Here is a 19980-nt window from a genome sequence, read left to right as displayed (position 1 = left end):
CGAGCGGTAGCGCTTCGCAGCGGGGCCCTGCTGTGCACGATGCGCCTCCGTGACTTCGCCGTAGCAGGCCGGACGCCTGCACGAGCATGGCGAGGAGGATTAGGGTATGGCTCCGGCGAAGCGAACACGCATATGGGGCTGTTTGCTGCTGTGCATTGAGAAGTGGGAGGGTGGAACCCGTGCTCAAGAAGACCGAGCGTGTTGTTGTGACCGGGGACATCGTTCTCGACTGTCACTTCTATGGGGGAGTGAAGACCGCCGCCACGTCCTTCGCCGAGCCCGGCACCGTCTACACGCAGGAACTGGGGGGCGCCGCACTGACACACCGCCTGCTGAGCGCGGCGGCGGACGCGGAGGGGCTCGCCTGGAAGCGGGGCATCGAGGAATGGCAGGAGAGGAACCGCGGGCGTCGTGACCATGGCGAGAAGGCTCTGCCCAAGCCTAAGGCGCTTGCCGTGCCACGACCCGAGCCCGCCTATGCCGCGGAGCTGGACCTGGTAACACGGGGGCTGGAGGCGAAGCTCCCCTCACACTTGCGCTCCTATGGCGTATGGGTCGCGCGGCCGGCGGGGAAAGGCAAGGAAGAGCGCGTCTGGCGCGTACAGCCGGATTTCGGCTACGGCCCCACGGACCGCGAACGCCAGGACTTCACTTTCACTCGCCGCGCGACTCCACATGCCGACCCGCGCCCCCGACCGCCCGTGCTCACCATCATTGACGACGGTGCAGTGCTCTTCCGACACGCCCCGAGAAGACGCGTGCCGTGGCCCGACCTTCGCCCCAGGGGCAAGGGCTTCTACCTGCTGAAGATGAGCTACCCCCTGTGCCGGGGCGATCTGTGGCCGGCGCTGCGGCCGGTGGCGAACCGGCTGATCGTGGTCGTCTCGGCGAGCGACCTGCGGCGCGAGGATGTCCAGATTGGCGGGCGCCTGTCATGGGAGCGGTGCACCGAGCATACGCTGCGCGGCCTGCAGGCCTCAGAGGTCGGGGATGAGCTGCGGACCGCGGCGCACACTGTGGTGACCTACGGGTCCGCCGGGGCCCTGTGGGTAACGTGCCGCGACGGCGCCGAGGGACGCCGCGAGATCAGCGACGCCGTCCTGGTCTTCACCCCCGAGGAGATGGAGGCGGACTACGCCCGCGCCGTGGACGGCACGGCCTACGGCTTCCAAACGTGCTTCACCGTCGGCATCGCCCATCACCTGATGCGCCACCACCTCGGGCTGGTCAAGGAGACGAGGGGCAAGAGCCCCTTCACGAACCCGGAGACGCTGCTGCGGGCCATGCCGGAGGGCATCGCCGCCGGCCTGAAGGCCCGACGTGAGCTGCTGGTGCTGGGCCATGGCCGGGTGTCCGACCCTCACCCGGGCGTCCCGACGTATGAGTTGGGGCAGGTGCTGGCCCGGACACACAGCGCCCCCAAGATCGTGCGTGTCCCCGCGCAGCCGACAGAGCGTCCGTGGACCATCCTGACCAGCCTCGAGGAGCCGTCCGGCACTGCGGCTTCTGCCACCGGCGCCCCGTCGGGGCCCGGCTCCGCCGGTTGTGCACCGCTGGCCGGCCTCGGGCACCTGGTCGCTATCTACGGCCCGGAGGCCGTCTCGGAGGTGCCGGCCCTGCGCCTGGGCCCCCTGTTCTCAGTGGACCGCAATGAGATCGAGAGCCTGCGCGCGCTGGACATTCTGATCCGCGAATACGAGCACGGCGGCGTCCAGAAGCGGCCGTTGTGCCTCGGCGTCTTTGGCCCCCCGGGGGCAGGGAAGTCGTTCGCGGTAGAGGCCCTGGCGAAGTCCATTCTGGGCAAGGAAGTGCCGTTGCTGCAGTTCAACCTGTCGCAGTTCAGCGACCCCGCCGAACTCGTGGGGGCCTTCCACCGCGTGCGTGACGAAGTCCTGCGGGGAATCACGCCAGTCGCTTTCTGGGATGAGTTCGACACCGGGCAGAACAGGTGGCTGCAGTACCTGCTGGCGCCCATGCAGGATGGCACGTTCCAGGAGGGGCAGGTCATCCACCCCATCGGCAAGTGCATCTTCGTCTTCGCCGGAGGCACCTGCCACAGGCTTGTGGACTTTGCCTTGCGGAAGCCGAGGAAGCCGACAGCGGAGGAGCTGGCGGCGCTCGAACAGCCGCAGCAGCAGGCCAAGGAGAAGGAGTACGAAGAGGCTGCCACGCGCTACCGGGCGTTCACGCTGGCCAAGGGGCCGGACTTCGTCTCGCGGCTACACGGTTTCCTGAACGTGCTGGGGCCGAACGGGCGGCGCGACCCGGCCTGCCCCGACGACCTCACCTGGCCCATCCGCCGCGCGCTACTGCTGCGCAGCCTGCTCAAGCTGGGCGATGACGACCGCCTGGAGATGGACCCCGGCCTGCTGGACGCCCTGCTCCAGGTGTCCGAGTACCGGAACGGTGCGCGCTCCTTCGAGAAGATCGTGCGGGTGCTGTGCAGCGGCTGCAGACAGGCGCACCTGCATCAGTCCGCCTGGCCCCTGGAGTCGCCGAGCGGCCACCAGGCAAGCGGCGCGGACCTGAGCCGCGAGCGGGATCGTCTGCACCGCTCCGCCCTGCCCCCGGAGTTCATGCTCGACTGTGAGACCGTCGCCGACGAGTTCATGAAGCTACTCACCGCGCGCGAGGCCTTCCGCGGCCATCCCGCCCGAGAGGACCTGGCCGGCCTGATCAACTGGGGCTACCTCCCGCAGCAGATGAAGGACAGATGGCTGCGGCAGGTGAGCGGTCCGGACGCGGAACTGGAGGCGAGTCGCAAGGCGTACGAGGATCTCGGCGAGGACCACAGGAAGTCCAGCCTGGCCGCTGCAGTGCGGATACCGGGCCACCTGGGACTCATTGACTTTGCCGTCGAGCCCCTGGCTCCCGGAGAAAGCGACAAGTGGCAGGAGACCCTGCGCAAGGCCATCGAGAAGCACCTGGTCCGCCTGGCCCGCGCCGAGCACCTCGGCTGGCACCGCGAACGCCTGGCCAGCGGCTGGACCTATGCCCCCGAGCGGGACAACGAGCACAAGCGGCATCCCCTGATGGTCGACTGGGCCCAGCTACCCTTCAGCGAGCGTGAGAAGGACTACCGCATCATCCGGGCCATCCCGGACATCCTCAAGGTGGCCGGCTATAGGGCCGTCCGGTTCCGGCCCGAGCCAGGTAGCGATAGCGAGGAGGGGGCGGAATGAGTTGCTCCGCAGCGCTATCCGGGGTAACCTGTCACTGTCGGCGTACCGCATGACTGAACTGGAGCAGGCAATGCCCTACCAACCCAAGCCGTTGGATACCTCAGCCGTGGCCCTGCCCGAGGAGCTGGTGGCCCTCACCGAGTACCTGGCCGAGAACGCCCACGACATCTGGGCCGCCCAGCGCATGGCCGACGGGTGGCAGTACGGCCCACAACGCGACGACGCCCGCAAGCTGCACCCGTGCCTCGTGCCTTACGCGGACCTGCCCGACTCAGAGAAGCAGTACGACCGCAGCGCGGCCATGGAGACCCTCAAGGCCATCCTCGTGCTCGGGTACCGCATCGAGCGGGGCTAACTGACCGGCGCCGTCGCTAGCGGACCTCCTCGAAGCGGAAGTCATCCACCCAGGCGTCCATGGAGCCGGGGAAGGCGACCAGGAAGTGCAGGCGGATGGCGACCGCACCCGGCGGCACTACGAACTCGTAGGGCAGCGGCGTGAAGTCCTGGTTGGTCTTCACGAAGCCCGCAAACAGGTTGTTGCTCAGCACCGAGGTGCCCTCGTTGTCGGTCGCGCTGATCATCCAGTAGGCCTGCGCGCCGGTTGAGTTCACGATCTTCAGTTGGCAGTTGACCCGGTACTTCTGCCCCGGCGTGACCGCGAGCACATCCCGCGTCTCCAGATGCACCCCGCCCGGCCCCTCCGCCTTGTATAGATGACACGACGCCTTCCCGGCGTACTTGACCTGCGCATCGAGCGTGATGCTGCCGCCATTGCCCTCGAGGGTGGAGGTCATCCAGCCGGACATGTCCTCCTCGAAGCCGGGGTTCTTCAGCGTCGTCAGGGCGGTCGCGCGCAGGTCGCCGGCGGTGATCGGCGGGGGCGCATAGGCCGGCAGAGCGATCAGCCGGAAGTCCCGCGCCTTGACCGGCACGGTCAGCACGCCCCCGGTCAGTGCGAGCTTCTCCCCCGTCTCCAGGTCCACCCCCGCCGTAACCGGCCCCCGCAGCTTCAGCGCCGCCAGGTTGGGCTTCACCGTGAGAGTGTTGTCCTGCTTGGCCGAGTTGCCCACCACCAGCAGGCACCGGGCCCCATCGGGCTTGCGGTAGACGCTGACATGGCCGTCGGGCGTGGCGCACGCCGCCCAGTCGGTCTTCCAGTAGCCCCTGAACTGGCAGTCGGCCACGCCGAACAGGCGGCGGGCCTGGTAGTTGCGCATCATCAGCCGGGTGTTGAAGCTGCCGGGGAAGATGCCGACATCGTGCAGGTTGGTGAGCATCAGCAGCTCGCGCGTCGGCGCCTGCGCCTGGGCCCACTGGCCGGGGATGTCGGGCAGGATGAACGGGGCCGGGCCGAAGTGCGTGCTGTGCTCCGCGCGCCACTTGTCCAGCGGCACGATGTCCATGAAGTGGTCTTCGACCTTCTGCGCCGCGTCGTGGTATTGCTCGCCGTCGAGCATCATGTGGCAGAACGACAGGCAGGGCAGCGCCAGCCAACAGGAGGTGTGGAAGTGAAGCACCGGGCTTTGGCGCCGGGCGTAGAACAGGCAGTACATGCGCTTGAACAGCTCGCGGAAGGCCCAGATGTTGTACTGCTTCTGCCAGACGCCCTGATCGTCCGCATAGCCGCAGCCGTGCTGCTTGTTGGAGCAGAACCACCACGACCCGTCAATGTAGATACCATCCAGCGGCACTTGGTCCAGGAGCTGGTTGAGCTTGTAGATGTAGTACTGCGAGAAGCTGGAGTTGGGGCAGACCCAGTAGTACTCCTTGAGCGGAATCTGCTCATCCGGCTCCTGGCGGGGGCCAGGCGGGCGGGTGATGTTGGACCACTCGGGTCCGAAGACCTTGATCTCCGGCGCGGGCATCCCGTCGCGGTACTTGCCGCTCCAGAAGACGACCTGGCTATAGGGGATGGCCCGACAGAGCTCCTGACCCGGGTAGTACGGCGCGCTCTCCCCGTGCTTCTGCACGTCCTCCACCCAGCGCTTCATGGCCGCCGGGTCCTTGGGCATGAGCGTACCGGGGTCGTCGGTGCCGCTGAGGTTGTTGAAGCCCGGAGCCCATGTACCCCAGGGGTTCGTCTGATTGAGGGGGATGAGCCAGTTGCGACAACCGGGTGGCGTCGGCCGCGAGGGCGTGGCCATGAGGCCGAACACCGTCTGCCACTGGCCGTCGAGCTGCCACGGGCGGTCCACCATGCGGATGCAGGCCACGGTTCGGCCCTGGTCGCGCCGCACGGTCAACACCGACTCCGCGTCATTGATCTGCCAGCCGCGCGGCGACTCGGCGAACCAACACAGACCGCGGTCGTCATCGCCCAGCCACAAGAGGGGCTTGAAGTGGGTCTTCAGGCCCGCCTCGGGCAGGGCCCCGGCATTGGTCAGGCGCGGGTCGCGCGTGGCCTCGAACCAGTGGTAGTACAGCGCGCGCTCGGGCTTGACGGGGAGACGCAACTCGAGGTTGTCGAAGCGAACGGGCTGGCCCTTGCTGGCGAGGGTGAGTGTCAGCTTGATGCACCCGTCGAACTCCAGGTGAGACTGCACGCGGGCGGTGAGGTTGCCCGCGGCGGTTCGGGCGTCGAAGTTGACTTCGTTTGGCGCGGCGGTCGCGCTCTGCTGGTCGGCCTTTTGCAGGACGATCTCCTTGCCACCGATCTTCGCCACGAGCGCCACCGGCCCGGCAAGCAGCTCAGCCGACTGCGCGGTGACTTGTCGGGGGAAGAGGCTGGCGGCGTAGTCGTACCGGCGTCCCCAGCAGCCCACCGTCTTGCCGGTCAGCGTCATCGGCGTCCACGGCGGCGGCACGGCGTTGGTGATCCCGATCCGGTTGTGCTCCCACAGCTTGCGCCCGGCGACCACAGCGGCGAGCATCTCCTGGGTCAGCTTCGGCGCCTGGAGGGGCCGGCTGCCGGACGGCCCGGCGCTCACCGCCGGGGCCGTGGCGCCGACAGCCTCCTTCGCCCCCGCCCGGACCGTCTGCACCAGCAGTGGCTTCTCCCCGCTGCGGACCTGCAGCTTCACCTGGTCGGCGGCGAAGCTCGCCTTCGTGGCGATGGTCTCGGTACGGACCTCGCCGGGGGCCAGCGTCCACGGCCCAACGGCCACCTCACGGGTGTCCTCGCCCATGCCGGCGCGATACATGATGAGATCCGCCGAGACCGGCACGGGCTGTGGGCCCGGGTTGGCGAGCTGCACCTGGGCGCTCGCGTCCGTCCCCGCCGCCGTCCAGCCGGTGACGCGCGCCACCGGCCCTGACGGGGCGAACTGCACAGCGCCGAACCACTGCCAGACGCCATAGCCGCTGCCATTGGTGAATGCCCAGGCGGTGTGGCGGTTGGTGGCGCCGCTGCCGCCGAAGCTGCGGCAGAAGTTGGCCTGCCACTTCGTGCCCGGCGTCGGCGCCATGGTGCCCAGGGCGGCATGGGGCACGGCGAACTCGGCGCTCCAGCCCGAGTCGTCCTGGCTGGCGGCCCAGGCACTCGTGCCGTTCCACGCCGCGCTCTGGTCCTCGAGATCATACAGGCTACCGGCGGCGTTCACGATCACGTGGAAGTACTTGCCGGTGAAGCCGACCTCCGGCTGCAGCCACGCCTCGACGCAGTCCTCGTCCCAGGGCGAGCCGGCGTCCCGCGCGGTCTTGTTGGCAAAAGGCTTCTGCCGGGTCGGGCAGATGAAGGCGACGTACACGTTCGTCTCGTCGTAGGTCACCAGAACGCGGGTCTGGGCGGCGGTGAGTTGGCCGCTGGCGATCTCGACGAAGCCCGCCGTGCCGCCGCCGGCCGCCCACTCGGCGTCTTCCACCTTGCCGTCAACCGTGGGCGGCTTGGCGCACTGGCCGACCGTCAGCAGCGGGCGCTCGTGCTGGACCTGCCCCGACATCGCGACCCGGTACTTCTCCTGCACCTGGTCGGCAGTGAGGGGCGTCTTCAGGATGGAGAGGGAGCGGAAGCTGAGGGAGGCTGTCCCGCCGAAGTCGCCGCCGAGGGTGAGTTGATCGCCCCGGGTCTTCCCGGCGGCCGGTCGCGAGGCGGCGGCGGCCTGCCCGTCCACATAGAGCGCGGGGCCCGCGGGGGACCAGGTCGCGACGAGGTAGTGCCACGTTGGCTCCGTCCAGTCGTAGGCCGGCTTGACGACCTCGGCAGTGCGGCCCTGCCGCCCGGTCACGAAGCGCAGCGTCCGCTGCTTGCCTTCCCACAGCAGTGCGAGGGAAGCATCGCCCTGCGAGGCCGAGAGCAAGAAGACCGGGTTCCTCGCGCTCGCCAGGTCACGGGGCTGCACCCACAGGATGACGGAGCCCTGCTGCAGGTCAACATTGCCGGCAGCAGCGTAGCTGAGCGTGCCGCCGCCAGGACTGAGCACCAGCGACTGGCCGAAACGGTCGGGGACCAGGGCGGTCTTGGCGTTCGCCAGAGGCGCCGCCTTCCCGCCGGCCTCGTCGGCGTCGAAGCCCTTCTCGAAGGAGGCGCGGAAGAGCGTGTCTCCCGCGGGCCACGCGAGTGAGACGATGAGGAGACTGAGCCCGAGTGCGAGGGGGGCGTATCCGCGGCGCATGAGCGTACCCTCCGGGCGCTGCCATCGGGCAGCGCGGGTGCTGGGGAACGCTGGTGACTTCGCCGACGCGACGCGGGCTCCTTCTAGGGAGGCGAGCGGACAGAGGCGTCTGCGGCTCTGTAGAGCCGCGCTCCAGCGGCAGGGCGCCCTAGCGCTGGCACACCCACACCATGTCGCCCTCCTCGAGGATCTTGCTCGGCTGGGAGGGGCCCTTGCCGCCGTCGTCCTTGAGGTTCGGGCCGATGCTGTAGAGCAGGAAGCCGTTGCCACGGGGTCGGTAGACGAAGGGCTTGCCGCTGAAAGGGTCCTCGAGCGGTGACTGCCAGACCAGGCCGGTCAGGACGGGGGGATAGCTGCCCAGCGACTGCTTCTGGGCCTTGAGCGCGAGCACGATCTGCAGCAGGCGCGTGGCGGCAAGGGACTGGTCGCGCTTCGCGTTGACCCTCGCATAGACCGGGAGCAGGATATGAGCCAGCATGTACCCCGGGCCGTTGTGTCCGGCCATGATGTCCGGGGCACCGGCCGTCTCTCGGTATGGCTGACGCGAGCGGGCGATCGCCTGCCGCATCGCGCGGGCGTAGTTCGTCTCCTCGAGCTTGAGTAGCGGCGACGCCAGGCCGGAATAGAGGACGGCGTTCAGGCCGGGGTACGGGTTGCCCAGGTCACCGAGCAGTGGCCGCAGGTCCTGCCGGCGCTGGCGCAGCCCCTCGATGAAGGTCAGGCCCTGGGCCAGCTCCATCCGCATGCCAGCCTCGTAGGTTGCGGCGATCTGGGCCCGGGCAAGCTGGTCGTAGAGCCCCCGCGCCTGCGCCGGCGTGAGCGTGGCCGGGGCGATGATCTCATGTGCGGCCTTGTCACTGATGGCCCGCATGGCGATGGCCACAAGCTGGGCGATCAGCGTCGGCTCCGCGGCGGCCTGGTCGGCCATGCGGTACGACACCGCCAGCCAGTCCAGCGCCTCCGGCAGTTTGCCGTCATGGGCCTTGAGCATAGCCTGGGCGCACACCAGCCGCGCGCCCTGGCGGAACTGCGCCATGTGGGGGAACAGGGAGCTGAACCCGTCGTCCCAGCGGACCGGGAAGACACAGAAGGGCATGGCGGAGGCCTGCCTGAGCGTGGCCAGGGCCCGCCGGGCGTCGGGGCTCTCGACGATCGCGCGCTGGGCCAGCACGCCCGGCAGGTCTGCACGATCCACCTTGAAGCGGCGCAGGCCGCTGTCCGGACTATTGCCTGGCGAGCCCTGTTTGGGGTCGAAGCTGACCTGGAAGAGCGGCAGGTAGAGACAGGCCGCGTTGTCAGCCTCCGGCACGGGAGCCGGCTTGGCCTCGGCGACGGTCAGCGGGTAGCCCTCGGTCTTCAGCGCCGCCAGCTCGCGCTCCAGCATCCGGCCGTAGCGCATGTTGCTGACGGTCCAGAAGGCCGCCCCGACTACGAAGACCGTCCCCGCCACCAGACCCAGGATCGTGAGACTGCTCAGCACACGGTTGTGTCGCATCAGAGCATCTCCTCTCTCAGTTCGCTGGGGAAGTCCCCACTGCACCAGGCGATCAGCAGGCGTTGACGGTGTTCCAGGCGCTGCGCGAGGACCTTCGTGTCCAGGGGGCGCTCGATGGACGGCGGCTGCACCAGGGAGGCCAGGCGCGCCTCCTGGGCGCGGCCAAACTGCAGGTTGAGCGTCAGTAGCAGCGCCGCCGCCGTCACCAGCGCCCAGCGCCAGACACGCTGGACCGTCCGCCAACGGTGCTCGCGCCGCGCGCGGGCCAGCAGGCGCGGGCGCAGCGGCTCGGGCGGCTCGGGCAGGGACGTTCTCGCCATCCGCATCTCAAGGTCGCTCATCTACTCCTCCTCCCACATCCCCTTCAGCTTCTCAATCCCGTAACGGTAGCGGCTGGCGGCGGTGTTGGGCGAGACCGCTAGGGCCTGGCCGATCTCCTCGAAGGTGAAGCCGTGCCACACCTTCAGGGCCACCACCTCGGCCTGCTGGGGAGGCAGTTGCCGCAGCAACTGCACGACTGCCAGGCTGCCCTCTGGTCCGGGTGCTATGGTAGCTGTGGGTGCCACGGCCAGCCCCGCTGGCCGTGCAGGCTCCCCGCGATCATCATGGCCGGCAAGACTGGCCGTGGCGCCCTTCGTGCGGGCCTTGCGGACCCGGTGTGCCAGGTGCCGGGCGATGCCGAGGAGGTAGGCCAGGGCGCTCTGCACCTGGCGGAGCTTGCGGCCCCGCTCGGCCAGCGCCAGGAACACCTCGGGCAAGACCTCATCAGCCTCGCCTACCTCCAGGCCCCGAGCCAGCAGCACGTGGTACACGCGGCGCGCGTGCCGGTCGTACAGGTCCCCCAGCGCCGCCATGTCCCCGTGCGCCAGGCACTGCAACAGTTCGTGGTCCGAATGGGTCACAACCCGCGCTTCCTTCACAGGACTCAGTATTATAGTGCGTTTTCGCGGGGCGGATTTGTCTACCTGCCCGCGACATGGCACGGCAAGGGCAGGCGGGTATGGGGACGGTATGGTGAGGGATCATCGGCAGGCCTCGGGGAGGGGACGCGCCCCCACGAATGCGACGGGCCCCGCCCGGGGTTCGGGCGGGGCCCTGTGGCTCGCAGAGATGGTGCTCAGCGGCCGGCGCACTGTCGCGACTATGCGCTGCCCGCAGAACGCCTCACCCGACGGCTAGGGCAGGTTGTTGCCTGTCTGCGTGCCCAGCGCCGCCTTTTCGGCGTCCACCAGGCCGTAGCCGGTGTAGACATCGAACCCCGCCGGCAGCAGGTCATCGGCGGTGTTGGTCAGGCTGACGTCAGGCTTCAGGGCCAGCGTCCCCGTGGCGTGAGGCGCCGCCATGCTGGTGCCGCTGAGGGTCTGATAGGCGCTGCCCAGGTAGGTGGAGAACACGTCCACGCCCGGGGCTGCCACGGCGATCTGGGGGCCGAAGTTGCTGAACCAGGCGCGGGTGTCCGTGCGGTCCACAGCCGCTACGGCGATGACGGAGGCGTAGGCCGCCGGGTAGCTGACAGCCGCGTTCTCATTGCCGGCCGCGGCCACGAGCTTGATGCCCAGAGCGTGCGCCTGGTCACACGCATCATGGAACGATTGGACATCGCTGGCCGTGCCCAGGCTCATATTCACGACCTGGATTCCGTTGGCCCCGCACCACTGCAGCCCGGCAATGATCCAGCTCAGGTACCCCGAGCCGCTCTTGTCCAGAGCCTTGACGGCATAGAGGCTGGCCTGGGGAGCGACACCGACGACGCCGATGGTGTTGTCCACGGCCGCGATGATCCCGGCCACATGGGTGCCGTGGCCGTTATCGTCGGCCCACTTGCTGGCGTTGGCCGGCTTCCACGGCGGCGTGCTGACGAAGTTGGCGCCCCCCTTGACATTGGCTGCGAGGTCGGGGTGGTCGGCCTGGATGCCGGTGTCCAGGACCGCCACCTTCACGCCCGCGCCGGTCACGCCCTGGGCGCGCGCCACCTCGGCGTCAATCCGGTCCACGCCCCAGGGCTGCACCTGGGGCGGTTGGGGGGTGGGGGTGGGCTTGGTGGGCTTCCCGGGCGAGGCCGTCACGATGACGTCTGGGTCTATGCGCAGGACGTTGGGGTTGGCGCCCAGAGCCCGCTCCGCCGCCGGGGTGAGGCCGGCGGACAGACCGCGGATCAGGGCGAGGTCTACACCGGCTTCGCCGCCGGCGGCACGGACCATGTCGCGGCGCGCCGTCGCAGTGGCCGCGCCCGCTTTGAACACGACGATACGCGCGGCCGGGCCGGCTTCCGCCGGGGCGGCCGCCGGCGTTGCCTGGGCAGTTGTGGTGGGCGTCCGGTCACCCACGCCCGAGCAACCAGCGAACAGACCCAGAGCAAGCAGTGCAGCCAGGGCCAAGATCAGGGACAGACTGGTGATCCTCATCGCCATCGCCTCCTACTGACAGTGCATAGGCTGCCCCCGCCGACGCAGTTCTCAAGGTGGTCCACGACCGTGTGCTCCCGAGGGAACAGTACGCCATATTATACCACGACACGACTGTGATTGTGTTCTACCAGTTGATCGGGTAGACCTTCATGGAGCTGACGAAGCAGGCGAGGAGGCTGTAGAGGGCGCCGTTGAGGAAGTCGCCGACGACGAGGCCGAGGAAGAAGGGTTGGGCGCGGCGATAGAGCTTGGCGCCACCGTAGCGCAGAATCACGGTCTTCGCCGCCCAGGCCAGCAGGAACGGGAACCACTGGCTGCCCATGCTGTTGGTGTTGGCCATGGCGTAGCCTACCGGGTGGAAGGGCCAGGTCAGCAGCCGGGTGCGCATGATGAACAGGAAGCCGGTGAAGAGCAGCCCGGCGGACACGAACACCAGCTCGATCAGGTTGGCGGGCTGGGGGTTGGTGAGGTAGCCCTGTAGCCGGTCGAAGGGCTGCTTGCCCATCATCGTGCGCCAGGGCTCCCCCTTCGCCAGCGCCCCGATGTTGTGCCAGATGGCCAGCCCGAGCCAGAAGGCCACCGGGATGCCCACCGCCAGCCCCAGCAGGAGCGCCCCGGTCAGCCGCCCCCGCTCCAGCTTGCGGACCTCGGCCAGCTTGAAGGCATCGAGCTGGTGGGGCATCGAGACACAACGCAGGTCGAAGCTGGAGATGGCGTTCAGGTACGCCATGATGGTCAGATCGCGGGGGAGTATGTGGCGCGCCCCCACGGCGGTGATCATCAGGCGCTGGGGGTCCACATCGGGGCCGAAGAGCCACGCGTTGCCCGTCTCGGCGCGGATGCGGGTGGCCGCGACCAGGTAGGTCAGCGACAGCGCCAGCAGCACCACAGGCGTCCAGAGCGACATCCCCGCCGCGCGGCAGAAACCGACCAGGGCCGCGAAGCTAAGCAGGAAGCCCCAGACGGCCCATTGGGCGGCGCGATCGGGGCGGCTGCCCGGCTCCGGGGGCGCGCCCTGGCCCAGGTCCAGCGCCGAGTGGAAGGCGGCCCGGAAGGTCTGTGCCAGGGGCCTGCGCCCGATCCACAGGGCCAGCAGCGCCAGCGCCACGAACGCCCCCGCGCCCTGGTGGTTCTCAAACGGGAAGCGCGCCAGGCCCCCCGAGCCCCACTGCGCCACCCCGAAGCTCGCCCCCACGATCCGCTGCACCTTGGTCATCAGGTAGAAGAACCAGCACGAGAACGTCATCTCGGTGGACAGCAGGAACGCCAGGCCGACCACGAAGGGGTAGAAGGAAATCGCCAGCCCCCCGATGGCGTTCCAGGGAGGGTCCCCGAAGTGCGAGGACAGGTCTATGCGGCGGACCTCCAGCTTCGGGATGGACGGGAAGTTGACGTTCAGCGTGTTGAGCGTGCCGATCAGGAAGGGGATGGCGATGCCGACCCAGGCGGCCTTGCTGCGCCAGAAGGCGCCATCGGGCTCAGTGAGGCTGAGGGGCACATAGACGGTCGGGAAGGTCAGGCGCTCGCTCTCGATCCACTGCCGGCGCAGCAGCAGCACCAGCGACAGGCAGCAGGCACCATAGGTGAAGACGAAGCCCGACCAGATGGTGACCGGCCGGAACCACAGGCCCACCGGCACCGGGACGCCGCCCTCGAAGAAGTGCCGCAGCAGGCGGGGGTCGTCCGGGCCGATCCAGCGGGGGATGTACTGGAAGAACAGTGTCTCCCAACGGTTTTCGGGGGAGGCGAAGCCCAGCGGGGCGGCCATGGCCGGCACGAGGAAGTGGATGGCCCCCGAGGACGCCAGGACCGTGGCCACGGTGGTCATGGCATAGACGACGACCAGTTCACCCGAGGAGAGCTGCCAGCGGCGGCGGCAGCGGCCCACCAGGCTGTTGACCGAGACAAGCAGCATCAGCGAGGCAAAGGCCCCCAGCGGGATGCTGGTGTTGGCCATGGCGCTGTGCCCGCGCGAGCTGCCGAGGATCAGCTCCGCCCAGTGGATGAGCAGGATCACCGCGACGATGCTGACCAGGCCCAGCGCGACCGCGCGGCCCGTGACGCCACGGGCGTGAGGAGGGGCAAGAGCCGCTTGGTGTTGTGCTTCAGCCTGCATTGCGGCGAACCTCAGTGCGGGGTCAGGCGAGCGTCAACCGTTCGGCTGGGTCCGACATCGCGGGTCCTGGTCTCGCGTAGTCACACCATCCTGCCAGACACTGGCAGGTGCTGGGTGTGCGGATGGTGAACCCATGATAGTCACATGCGACCGGCACGTCCAGACGGTGGGGCAGACCCCACGAGGGAGGACCAGGATGGACCGACACACCGGCAGCCAGAGACATGTGTTCCGACGCCCATGCCTGGGCGTGCTGTTTGCCCTGGCGGCGCTACTCCCAACCTTGGGCCAGGCCAAACTGCAACTGGGGGGACAGACACTTGCCTTCGCCCCTGCGCACACGCTTCGTGGGCCGCATCTCTCTCCGAACCTGCGCCGCTTTGAGCAGGGCATCGTGGACAAGGAGGTATTGGACCTCTTGGCGGGCACTGGCGGCATTGCCTTTGACGGAGTCGCGACGCCTGCCAATGGCCGGGAAGTGGCAGGCCTCAGCTATGACGCGAACCGCCCCGATGGTCAGAGGCTGCAGGTCGTCCTGGCGGACGGCAAGGGGACAGTGACCACGGTCACAGCTCTGATCCCGGACTGGCAACTCGTACCCATCGCGCGCTTTGCGGCGAAAGATGAGGGCTCTTGCGTGACACTCTTCGGTCACCTCCAGAACGAGAGTGACGAGAAAGCTCGCAGAGAGCGTCGCGAGAGAATCATCAACTACCATGCCGACTTCGAGGACACTCTTCTGGGGCTGAGGCTCTTCCAGGCTGATGCCCTGCTCCTGAGGTTGTACCGGGACGGTCAGCTGGTTCTGACCCGGGACTGCTGTGATCTGCCCAAGCTGGACGGCGAGTACATCCTGGGTGACGGAGAGATGAAGCCCGACGTCCAGGCCAACACGGAGCGCTACGACAAGTTCTGGAGTGCGGTAAAGGACCGGCTGATGCCTGGGGGCGAGTGGGTGCATCATTCGTATGTCATTTGCGATTTCGGCCAGACCGTGACGTTCGACCTCAACGGCCAAGCCCTGAGCCTGACAGGAGATCCCATCTGGTACTTCTGGGGCCTCGATGCCGACCGCACGCCCATTCCCCTGCCGCAACTCAACGGTCCAGTCTCAGACACGGTCAAGCAACTCGAAGGCATCAACCCGACCGTCTACCGTGCGTTGGTGAACACCATGCGCTATGCCGCCTTCCTCAGGCATGTGAAGGCGTCATCGCCCGAGCAATTCGCAAGCTTCATCCGTTCTGTGGCCGGGGTGGGGTGGGAGCCGGACGTGTCCACGCCGACAGTGCTGATTCCGCCGCCAGTGTTGGCTCCGCGGCCAGGCGGCTGATCGGGAGGATTCGCGCCATGACGGCCCCAGAGCCGCGCGTGTTCGTCAGCTTCTCCAGTGATGATCGGGAGGAAGTGCGCCGCCTGCTCGCACGGCTGCAGGCTCAACCGCTGAACGTGTGGAACTACGCCGACGAGCCGCAGGAGATCCCGGGCGGAGCGTCCTTGCCGGATTACCTGTGCAATCAGATCAACCGGAGCGACTACTTTGTGCCGATGGTCTCGGCGAATGCCCTCAACACCCGCTATGCCAAACTGGAGGTCGAGCACGCCCTGGTCCGCCGGGCGGAGCACCAGCTTCAGATCATTCCCGTCGCCGTGGCCGGTTGCCCGCCGGACGAGCAATGGGAGCCTCCCTACCGGGAACTCGCGACGATCCGCCGCCGCGAGGCGGACTTGCTCTCGCCCGAAGAACTCGACGCGCTGGTCCAGGAGCTCTGCCGAGACATGCGCGTCGACTACGTGCCGCGGCCCAACGAAGACCCCCGCCTGCCCTTCATGCTGCGCTTCGATGACGAGATCAGGGGCCTGCGCGCTCGGCACGCGGAACACGACAGGGCGGTCTTCACCCGCCTCATGAACGTTCGGGACGAGTTTGTCGCAGCCTATGAGGCCGGGGATTTCCTCCGGGCCCGAGCACGCGCAGCGTTCTTCGTCGCCATGTGCGAGTACGAATTCCCTCAGGCTGCAACCAGTATCTACTATCCCTATGTAGTCAGGGCCGTCTGCGAAAGTTCATGCGGCGACTTGCGCCAGGCGCGAGAAACCCTGATGGCCCTACTCAATCACCCCTCCGTGGACGAGAACACGTATGGAGCTCTGGGGTACGTTGCCCGCCAGGAGGGCTCATACCAGGAGGCCCTGGCGCTCTACCGCGAGGCGATGCGGCTCGATCCGGCCGACCCGGCGGCCCGCACGTGGGTGGTGCTGCTCTCGATCCTGTGCGGGGAGCCTGCCGAAGAGGTAGAGCGCGTCTTCGCTGACATTGACGAAGGCCGCATTGTGCTAGCAGGAGACCGCATGCAGGTCCGGGCGCTGCGCGCCTTCGCCTATGCCAACGAGGGCCGGTACGCCGACGCGGCACACGTCCTAGGAGAGCTGGTGCGGCGCGAGGAAGTGACAGCCGACATTGTGGTGGATTACGCCGTGGCCCTGGGGAATCTGGATCAGCCGACTGAGGCTCTTGGCGTCCTGGAAAGCCACTGCGAGCAGTTCCATGAGGCCAACTTCTGGCACCATCTGGCCAGCCTCAACCTGGAACTGGGACACCTCGACCGGGCTGTCGACTGCTTCACCGAGCTGGTAGCAATGGCACCGCACGTCCGCCAGTACAGGGCGGATGCAGCGCTGGCCTACTGGTGCGCTGATCTGGATTGTCGCGTACGCGAGACCGTGTCGCCCATACTCGACCTCCGCGTGTTCGCGCTCCCGGAGGAGCCCGAGGACTTCTACCTCGACGGGTTTGCCAACTGGTTCCTTGACCAGACAGAGCGCGCGGAGTACGACTTCCAGCGCTCCGGGTACTCCTCAGACAAGCACTACCGCGAGGTGCTATCGGACTGGCGACGCGCGTTCGGCAGGCGCAGCTAGTCTTCGCGCGACCCGCCGATCATGCCGGTGGATCGGGGTTCACGAACCGACTACTTCCCCAGGATCGGCCGCAGGGCCTTGGTGAACACCTCGGCCTGGTACATGAACCCCAGGTCGGTCGGGTGGCAGCCGTCCACGGTGCCCTGGTCGTCCGGGCCCATCATGCCCTCGGCGGAGACGAAGTACAGGCCGGTGACGCCCTCCTGCTGCAGCGCAGCGAAGATGTCGCGCAGGATCTTGCCCTTGGCCGTGGGGATGGTGTTGCGGACGGTGCAGTCCTCGGCCAGGAGGATGGGCGTGGTGGGGTGGGCCGCCCGCAACTTGCGCACGAACGGCGCCGTCCGCTCTCTGACGAAGTCCGGACTCATGTTCCACAGCGCGTCGAAGACGTAGACGGCCGGGTCGAGTTCGGCGAGCAGGTCGGCCATCTCCGGCTCACCTTGCCCATTGCCGGAGAAACCCAGGTTGATGATGGGGACGTCGAGCTGGCGGCCGACGATGGCGCTGTAGGCCATGCCCGGGCGCGAGGCGCACCCGCCCTGGGTGATGGAGGTGCCGTAGAAGACGACGGGCTTGCCGCGCGGCGCCGACAGCGGCGCGAGCGACTTGCCGGCTGGGACGCCGACGCTCACGGCGGTCACGCCGTTGTACAGCGGCAGGTTGAGCACGAACTCCCGGGCGCCGGGGTTGGCGAAGGTGGCCTCGTTGCCCAGTTGCTTGGTGACACGGCCCGTGCCGACATACCGCCAGCCCCCATCCTCCCGCCGTGCGTACAGGTCCACACCGCTCACGCCGGTGGCTGGCATGTGGTCCATGGCCAACGTCGGCTTGAGCAGGTCCCACTTCACGCGGATCGTGGGGGAGTCGGTGAGGAAGTGCACCGAATAGCCGGCGCTGTCGCGGCTGAGGTCCCAGACGGGTTGACGCACCACGCCCTGGGCCTTCGCGGGCAGGCGGTCGTAGAAGGCGGCCGTATCCGTCCAGCCCTTGCCCTCGATGGTGAGCTGGCGCGCGTCGGTCCAGACGATCTCTTCGGCGGCCTCGGTCTGCTCGGGGACCAGCCAGAGCAACAGCCCCATGGCCAGGGCCACCCACACGGCGGGCAGCGCGGTTCCCATCACGTCACAAGTCATGCGATTCACCTCGTGCTTGGGGGGTCAGTTCGCCCCCACAGTCTCGTTCGTCACCTCTCCGGTCTCCTTGTTCACCTTGAACCAACCGAAGGTGGCAGTGTGGCCGGGCTCTTCATCTTGCACGTTCTCGAACAGGTGCACCAGGTAGTTGCCGGTGCCGGGGATCAGCTCCACGCTGACCATCGCCGTCCGCTTCTTGCCCTCCTGCCGGGCCGCGTCAATGGCCTGCACCCAGTCCTGCGTCTCGGGCTTGGCCAGCACCAGGCCGGCGGCCTGGTCGCCGTTGCTGACGGGGCCGAAGGGCTTGCCCTCCTCCACCTGCAGCGCGGGGACCTCCTCGACCGGGTAGGCGGTGGGCGGGTTGGTCCCGCCACCCTCGCCGACCTCGATGACGGGCTCGTCACTCGTCTTGGTCTCCTGCTCCCCCGTGGTCGTGTCCTCGGTCTTGGCGGCCTCGCCGCCAGTGTCGGTCTTGGGCTGGGCGGCCTTGAGCTCTTGCTGCACCTCGGCCCACGCCTGCCGGCCGCTCTGGTAGCCCCGGTAGAGCGCAAAGCCGCCGACCGCGAGTATCACCAGGAGCACGGCGCAGCCGATGGCCACGGCGGGCCAGGCGCTCGAGCGCCGGGGCGGGGCCGTCGCGGGCACAACCGGCGTGGGCGGCACGGGGGCAGCCATCACCGGAGGGGCGGCTGGCGGCGGGGGCGGCGCCGCCGCTACGGGAGCAGGTGGCGGCGCGGCCGGTGGCACGGGTGGCGCCGGTGGTGGTGTGGCCGCGGGCGCGAACCGCTGCCCGCAGCGGGGGCAGAACGTCGCGGCTGCGTCCACTTCGGTCTTGCAGTTGTCACACTGCCTGTGCTCGCCCATGGCGACCCTCCGGCCGGGGGATGTGGTGGAAGACAATTGGCCCTGCGCGAGGCGATCTCCTGCCGGCGCGTAGCCTGGAGCGCGGCTCTCCCGAGCCGCAGAACGAAGCGGCCCCGCCTCATTCCTGAGGCGGGGCCGTTGTCGTTCCTGGGACACGTATGTGTTACCTCACTACACAACATAGACCTCGACAGTCATGGGGCTGAGGCATAGACTTACGCCCGTCGCGGCACAGCCACGGCACGAACGCAGGCACAAAGTCGCACGGTCCCTCTGGGGGACCGAGTCAGGTGCGCCCGGACGGCGCAGGGAGGCTGATGGCGGTGAGCCGAGGTTTCACGCTTATTGAACTGTTGGTGGTGATCGCGATCATCGCGATTCTAGCGGCGATCCTGTTCCCGGTGTTCGCCAAGGCCAGGGAGAAGGCGAGGCAGAGCAGCTGTCTGAGCAACGTCAAGCAGTTGGTGTTGGCGACTCTGCAGTACGCACAGGACTACGATGAGGTCCTCCCCAAGTGCGGCCACGACTCCGGGCTGGTCTGGTGTGACTTCATCTGCCCGTACGCGAAGAACTCCCAGGTCTTCCGTTGCCCGTCCGTGCAGCAGACGGCCATCAGTAACTGGGCTACCACCATCGGCCTGACCACCAGCCAGATTGGCTATGGCTGGAACGTCGGTACCGCCGCGGGCAGGTACAATGACGGCTGCGGGTTCATGCTGGGCACCGGCACCGGGCAAGGACAGGCCGGTCCCTTCGCGCTCAGCCAATTCCCGGTGCCCGCCGAGACGTTCCTACTGGGTGATGTAGTGACCGACACTTACTACACGGCGCCGCTCCTCTCGTACTACCCAGCCCTGACTCGCTTCACGACGACTCACAACGGCGGCGGGAACTATGGCTTCGTGGATGGTCACGCCAAATGGATGTCCCGAGAGTCCGGTCTGGGGTCCGCGCGACTGTATACTCGCGCCGAGGACTGACGCACGACCTGGAGAGCCGGGACGACTGTCGTTCCCCGAGGAGACAAACGGCCCCGCCTCAACCGAGGCGGGGCCGTTGTCATCACGAAGCCCGCTTCCCGAATCCCGATTCCCGCCGTTACTCGACGGTCACCGTCTTCGCCAGATTGCGCGGCTGGTCAATGTGCTCGCCGCGGAACCTGGCGATGTGGTAGGCCAGCAGTTGCAGCGGGATGGCCCTGCGCACCGCATCCAGATGCCGCCGCACCAACCGTTCGTCCCGCCACACCTCGCCACCGGAGTCCGTCACAACGATCACACTCCCTCAAGCGCCCCGCATTCCGCGTGTCC

14 protein-coding genes are annotated in these 19980 nt (G+C 68.0%); 5 read left to right on the top strand and 9 right to left on the bottom strand.

The window, feature by feature from the left end:
• The first annotated feature begins 179 nt into the window (after positions 1 to 179).
• On the top strand, positions 180 to 3182 hold the full coding sequence (locus LLH23_08625) for a hypothetical protein (protein MCE5238542.1): 3003 nt from the start codon (positions 180 to 182) through the stop codon (positions 3180 to 3182).
• A gap of 70 nt (positions 3183 to 3252) precedes the next feature.
• The gene (locus LLH23_08620; protein MCE5238541.1) at positions 3253 to 3537 is read left to right on the top strand and encodes a Ryanodine receptor Ryr; all 285 of its coding nucleotides are present in this window, start codon (positions 3253 to 3255) and stop codon (positions 3535 to 3537) included.
• A gap of 16 nt (positions 3538 to 3553) precedes the next feature.
• On the opposite strand, the gene LLH23_08615 is transcribed toward LLH23_08620, so the two are convergent.
• The 6 genes from LLH23_08615 to LLH23_08590 form a co-directional block, all read right to left on the bottom strand.
• On the bottom strand, positions 3554 to 7732 hold the full coding sequence (locus LLH23_08615; protein ID MCE5238540.1) for a DUF6067 family protein: 4179 nt from the start codon (positions 7730 to 7732) through the stop codon (positions 3554 to 3556).
• A 148-nt stretch (positions 7733 to 7880) separates the two neighbouring features.
• Positions 7881 to 9227, bottom strand: a complete 1347-nt coding sequence (locus LLH23_08610; GenBank protein ID MCE5238539.1) for a hypothetical protein — start codon at positions 9225 to 9227, stop codon at positions 7881 to 7883.
• Positions 9227 to 9568, bottom strand: a complete 342-nt coding sequence (locus LLH23_08605; protein MCE5238538.1) for a hypothetical protein — start codon at positions 9566 to 9568, stop codon at positions 9227 to 9229. Before LLH23_08605 ends, LLH23_08610 begins: the two co-directional genes overlap by 1 nt.
• A complete protein-coding gene (locus LLH23_08600) occupies positions 9569 to 10129 on the bottom strand; it encodes an RNA polymerase sigma factor (protein ID MCE5238537.1) in 561 nt (186 codons plus the stop codon). It lies immediately after the preceding gene.
• Positions 10130 to 10402: 273 nt separating this feature from the next.
• Positions 10403 to 11632: a S8 family peptidase gene (locus LLH23_08595; protein ID MCE5238536.1), complete on the bottom strand. Its 1230-nt coding sequence runs from the start codon at positions 11630 to 11632 to the stop codon at positions 10403 to 10405.
• A gap of 127 nt (positions 11633 to 11759) precedes the next feature.
• Complete coding sequence (locus LLH23_08590; protein ID MCE5238535.1) at positions 11760 to 13751, bottom strand: hypothetical protein; 1992 nt, start codon at positions 13749 to 13751, stop codon at positions 11760 to 11762.
• A 250-nt stretch (positions 13752 to 14001) separates the two neighbouring features.
• On the opposite strand from LLH23_08590, the gene LLH23_08585 reads away from it, so the two are divergent.
• On the top strand, positions 14002 to 15084 hold the full coding sequence (locus tag LLH23_08585) for a hypothetical protein (GenBank protein MCE5238534.1): 1083 nt from the start codon (positions 14002 to 14004) through the stop codon (positions 15082 to 15084).
• 17 nt (positions 15085 to 15101) lie between these two features.
• Positions 15102 to 16673: a TIR domain-containing protein gene (locus LLH23_08580; GenBank protein ID MCE5238533.1), complete on the top strand. Its 1572-nt coding sequence runs from the start codon at positions 15102 to 15104 to the stop codon at positions 16671 to 16673.
• 50 nt (positions 16674 to 16723) lie between these two features.
• Here LLH23_08580 and LLH23_08575 read toward each other — a convergent pair whose 3' ends face one another.
• Both LLH23_08575 and LLH23_08570 read right to left on the bottom strand, forming a co-directional pair.
• Positions 16724 to 17806 (bottom strand): SGNH/GDSL hydrolase family protein, encoded by a 1083-nt coding sequence (locus tag LLH23_08575; protein MCE5238532.1) that lies wholly within the window; start codon positions 17804 to 17806, stop codon positions 16724 to 16726.
• A gap of 24 nt (positions 17807 to 17830) precedes the next feature.
• The gene (locus LLH23_08570) at positions 17831 to 18670 is read right to left on the bottom strand and encodes a zinc ribbon domain-containing protein (GenBank protein MCE5238531.1); all 840 of its coding nucleotides are present in this window, start codon (positions 18668 to 18670) and stop codon (positions 17831 to 17833) included.
• A 317-nt stretch (positions 18671 to 18987) separates the two neighbouring features.
• On the opposite strand from LLH23_08570, the gene LLH23_08565 reads away from it, so the two are divergent.
• A complete protein-coding gene (locus tag LLH23_08565) occupies positions 18988 to 19650 on the top strand; it encodes a DUF1559 domain-containing protein (GenBank protein ID MCE5238530.1) in 663 nt (220 codons plus the stop codon).
• Between the two features lie 118 nt (positions 19651 to 19768).
• On the opposite strand, the gene LLH23_08560 is transcribed toward LLH23_08565, so the two are convergent.
• Positions 19769 to 19948, bottom strand: coding sequence for a hypothetical protein (locus LLH23_08560; protein MCE5238529.1), 180 nt, complete (start codon positions 19946 to 19948; stop codon positions 19769 to 19771).
• Between the last annotated feature and the right edge of the window lie 32 nt (positions 19949 to 19980).

It is taken from the genome of bacterium (assembly GCA_021372615.1).
Taxonomy (GTDB): Bacteria; Armatimonadota; Zipacnadia; order Zipacnadales; family UBA11051; genus JAJFUB01.
Note: the sequence above shows the minus strand (reverse complement) of the source record. Positions and strands in the feature narration are given on the sequence as shown.

Coding starts and splice junctions, on each gene's coding strand:
- LLH23_08620 (MCE5238541.1), top strand. CDS start 3,253: ATGCCCTACCAACCCAAGCCGTTGGATACCTCAGCCGTGGCCCTGCCC.
- LLH23_08615 (MCE5238540.1), bottom strand. CDS start 7,732: ATGCGCCGCGGATACGCCCCCCTCGCACTCGGGCTCAGTCTCCTCATC.
- LLH23_08610 (MCE5238539.1), bottom strand. CDS start 9,227: ATGCGACACAACCGTGTGCTGAGCAGTCTCACGATCCTGGGTCTGGTG.
- LLH23_08605 (MCE5238538.1), bottom strand. CDS start 9,568: ATGAGCGACCTTGAGATGCGGATGGCGAGAACGTCCCTGCCCGAGCCG.
- LLH23_08595 (MCE5238536.1), bottom strand. CDS start 11,632: ATGAGGATCACCAGTCTGTCCCTGATCTTGGCCCTGGCTGCACTGCTT.
- LLH23_08590 (MCE5238535.1), bottom strand. CDS start 13,751: ATGCAGGCTGAAGCACAACACCAAGCGGCTCTTGCCCCTCCTCACGCC.
- LLH23_08580 (MCE5238533.1), top strand. CDS start 15,102: ATGACGGCCCCAGAGCCGCGCGTGTTCGTCAGCTTCTCCAGTGATGAT.
- LLH23_08575 (MCE5238532.1), bottom strand. CDS start 17,806: ATGACTTGTGACGTGATGGGAACCGCGCTGCCCGCCGTGTGGGTGGCC.
- LLH23_08570 (MCE5238531.1), bottom strand. CDS start 18,670: ATGGGCGAGCACAGGCAGTGTGACAACTGCAAGACCGAAGTGGACGCA.
- LLH23_08565 (MCE5238530.1), top strand. CDS start 18,988: ATGGCGGTGAGCCGAGGTTTCACGCTTATTGAACTGTTGGTGGTGATC.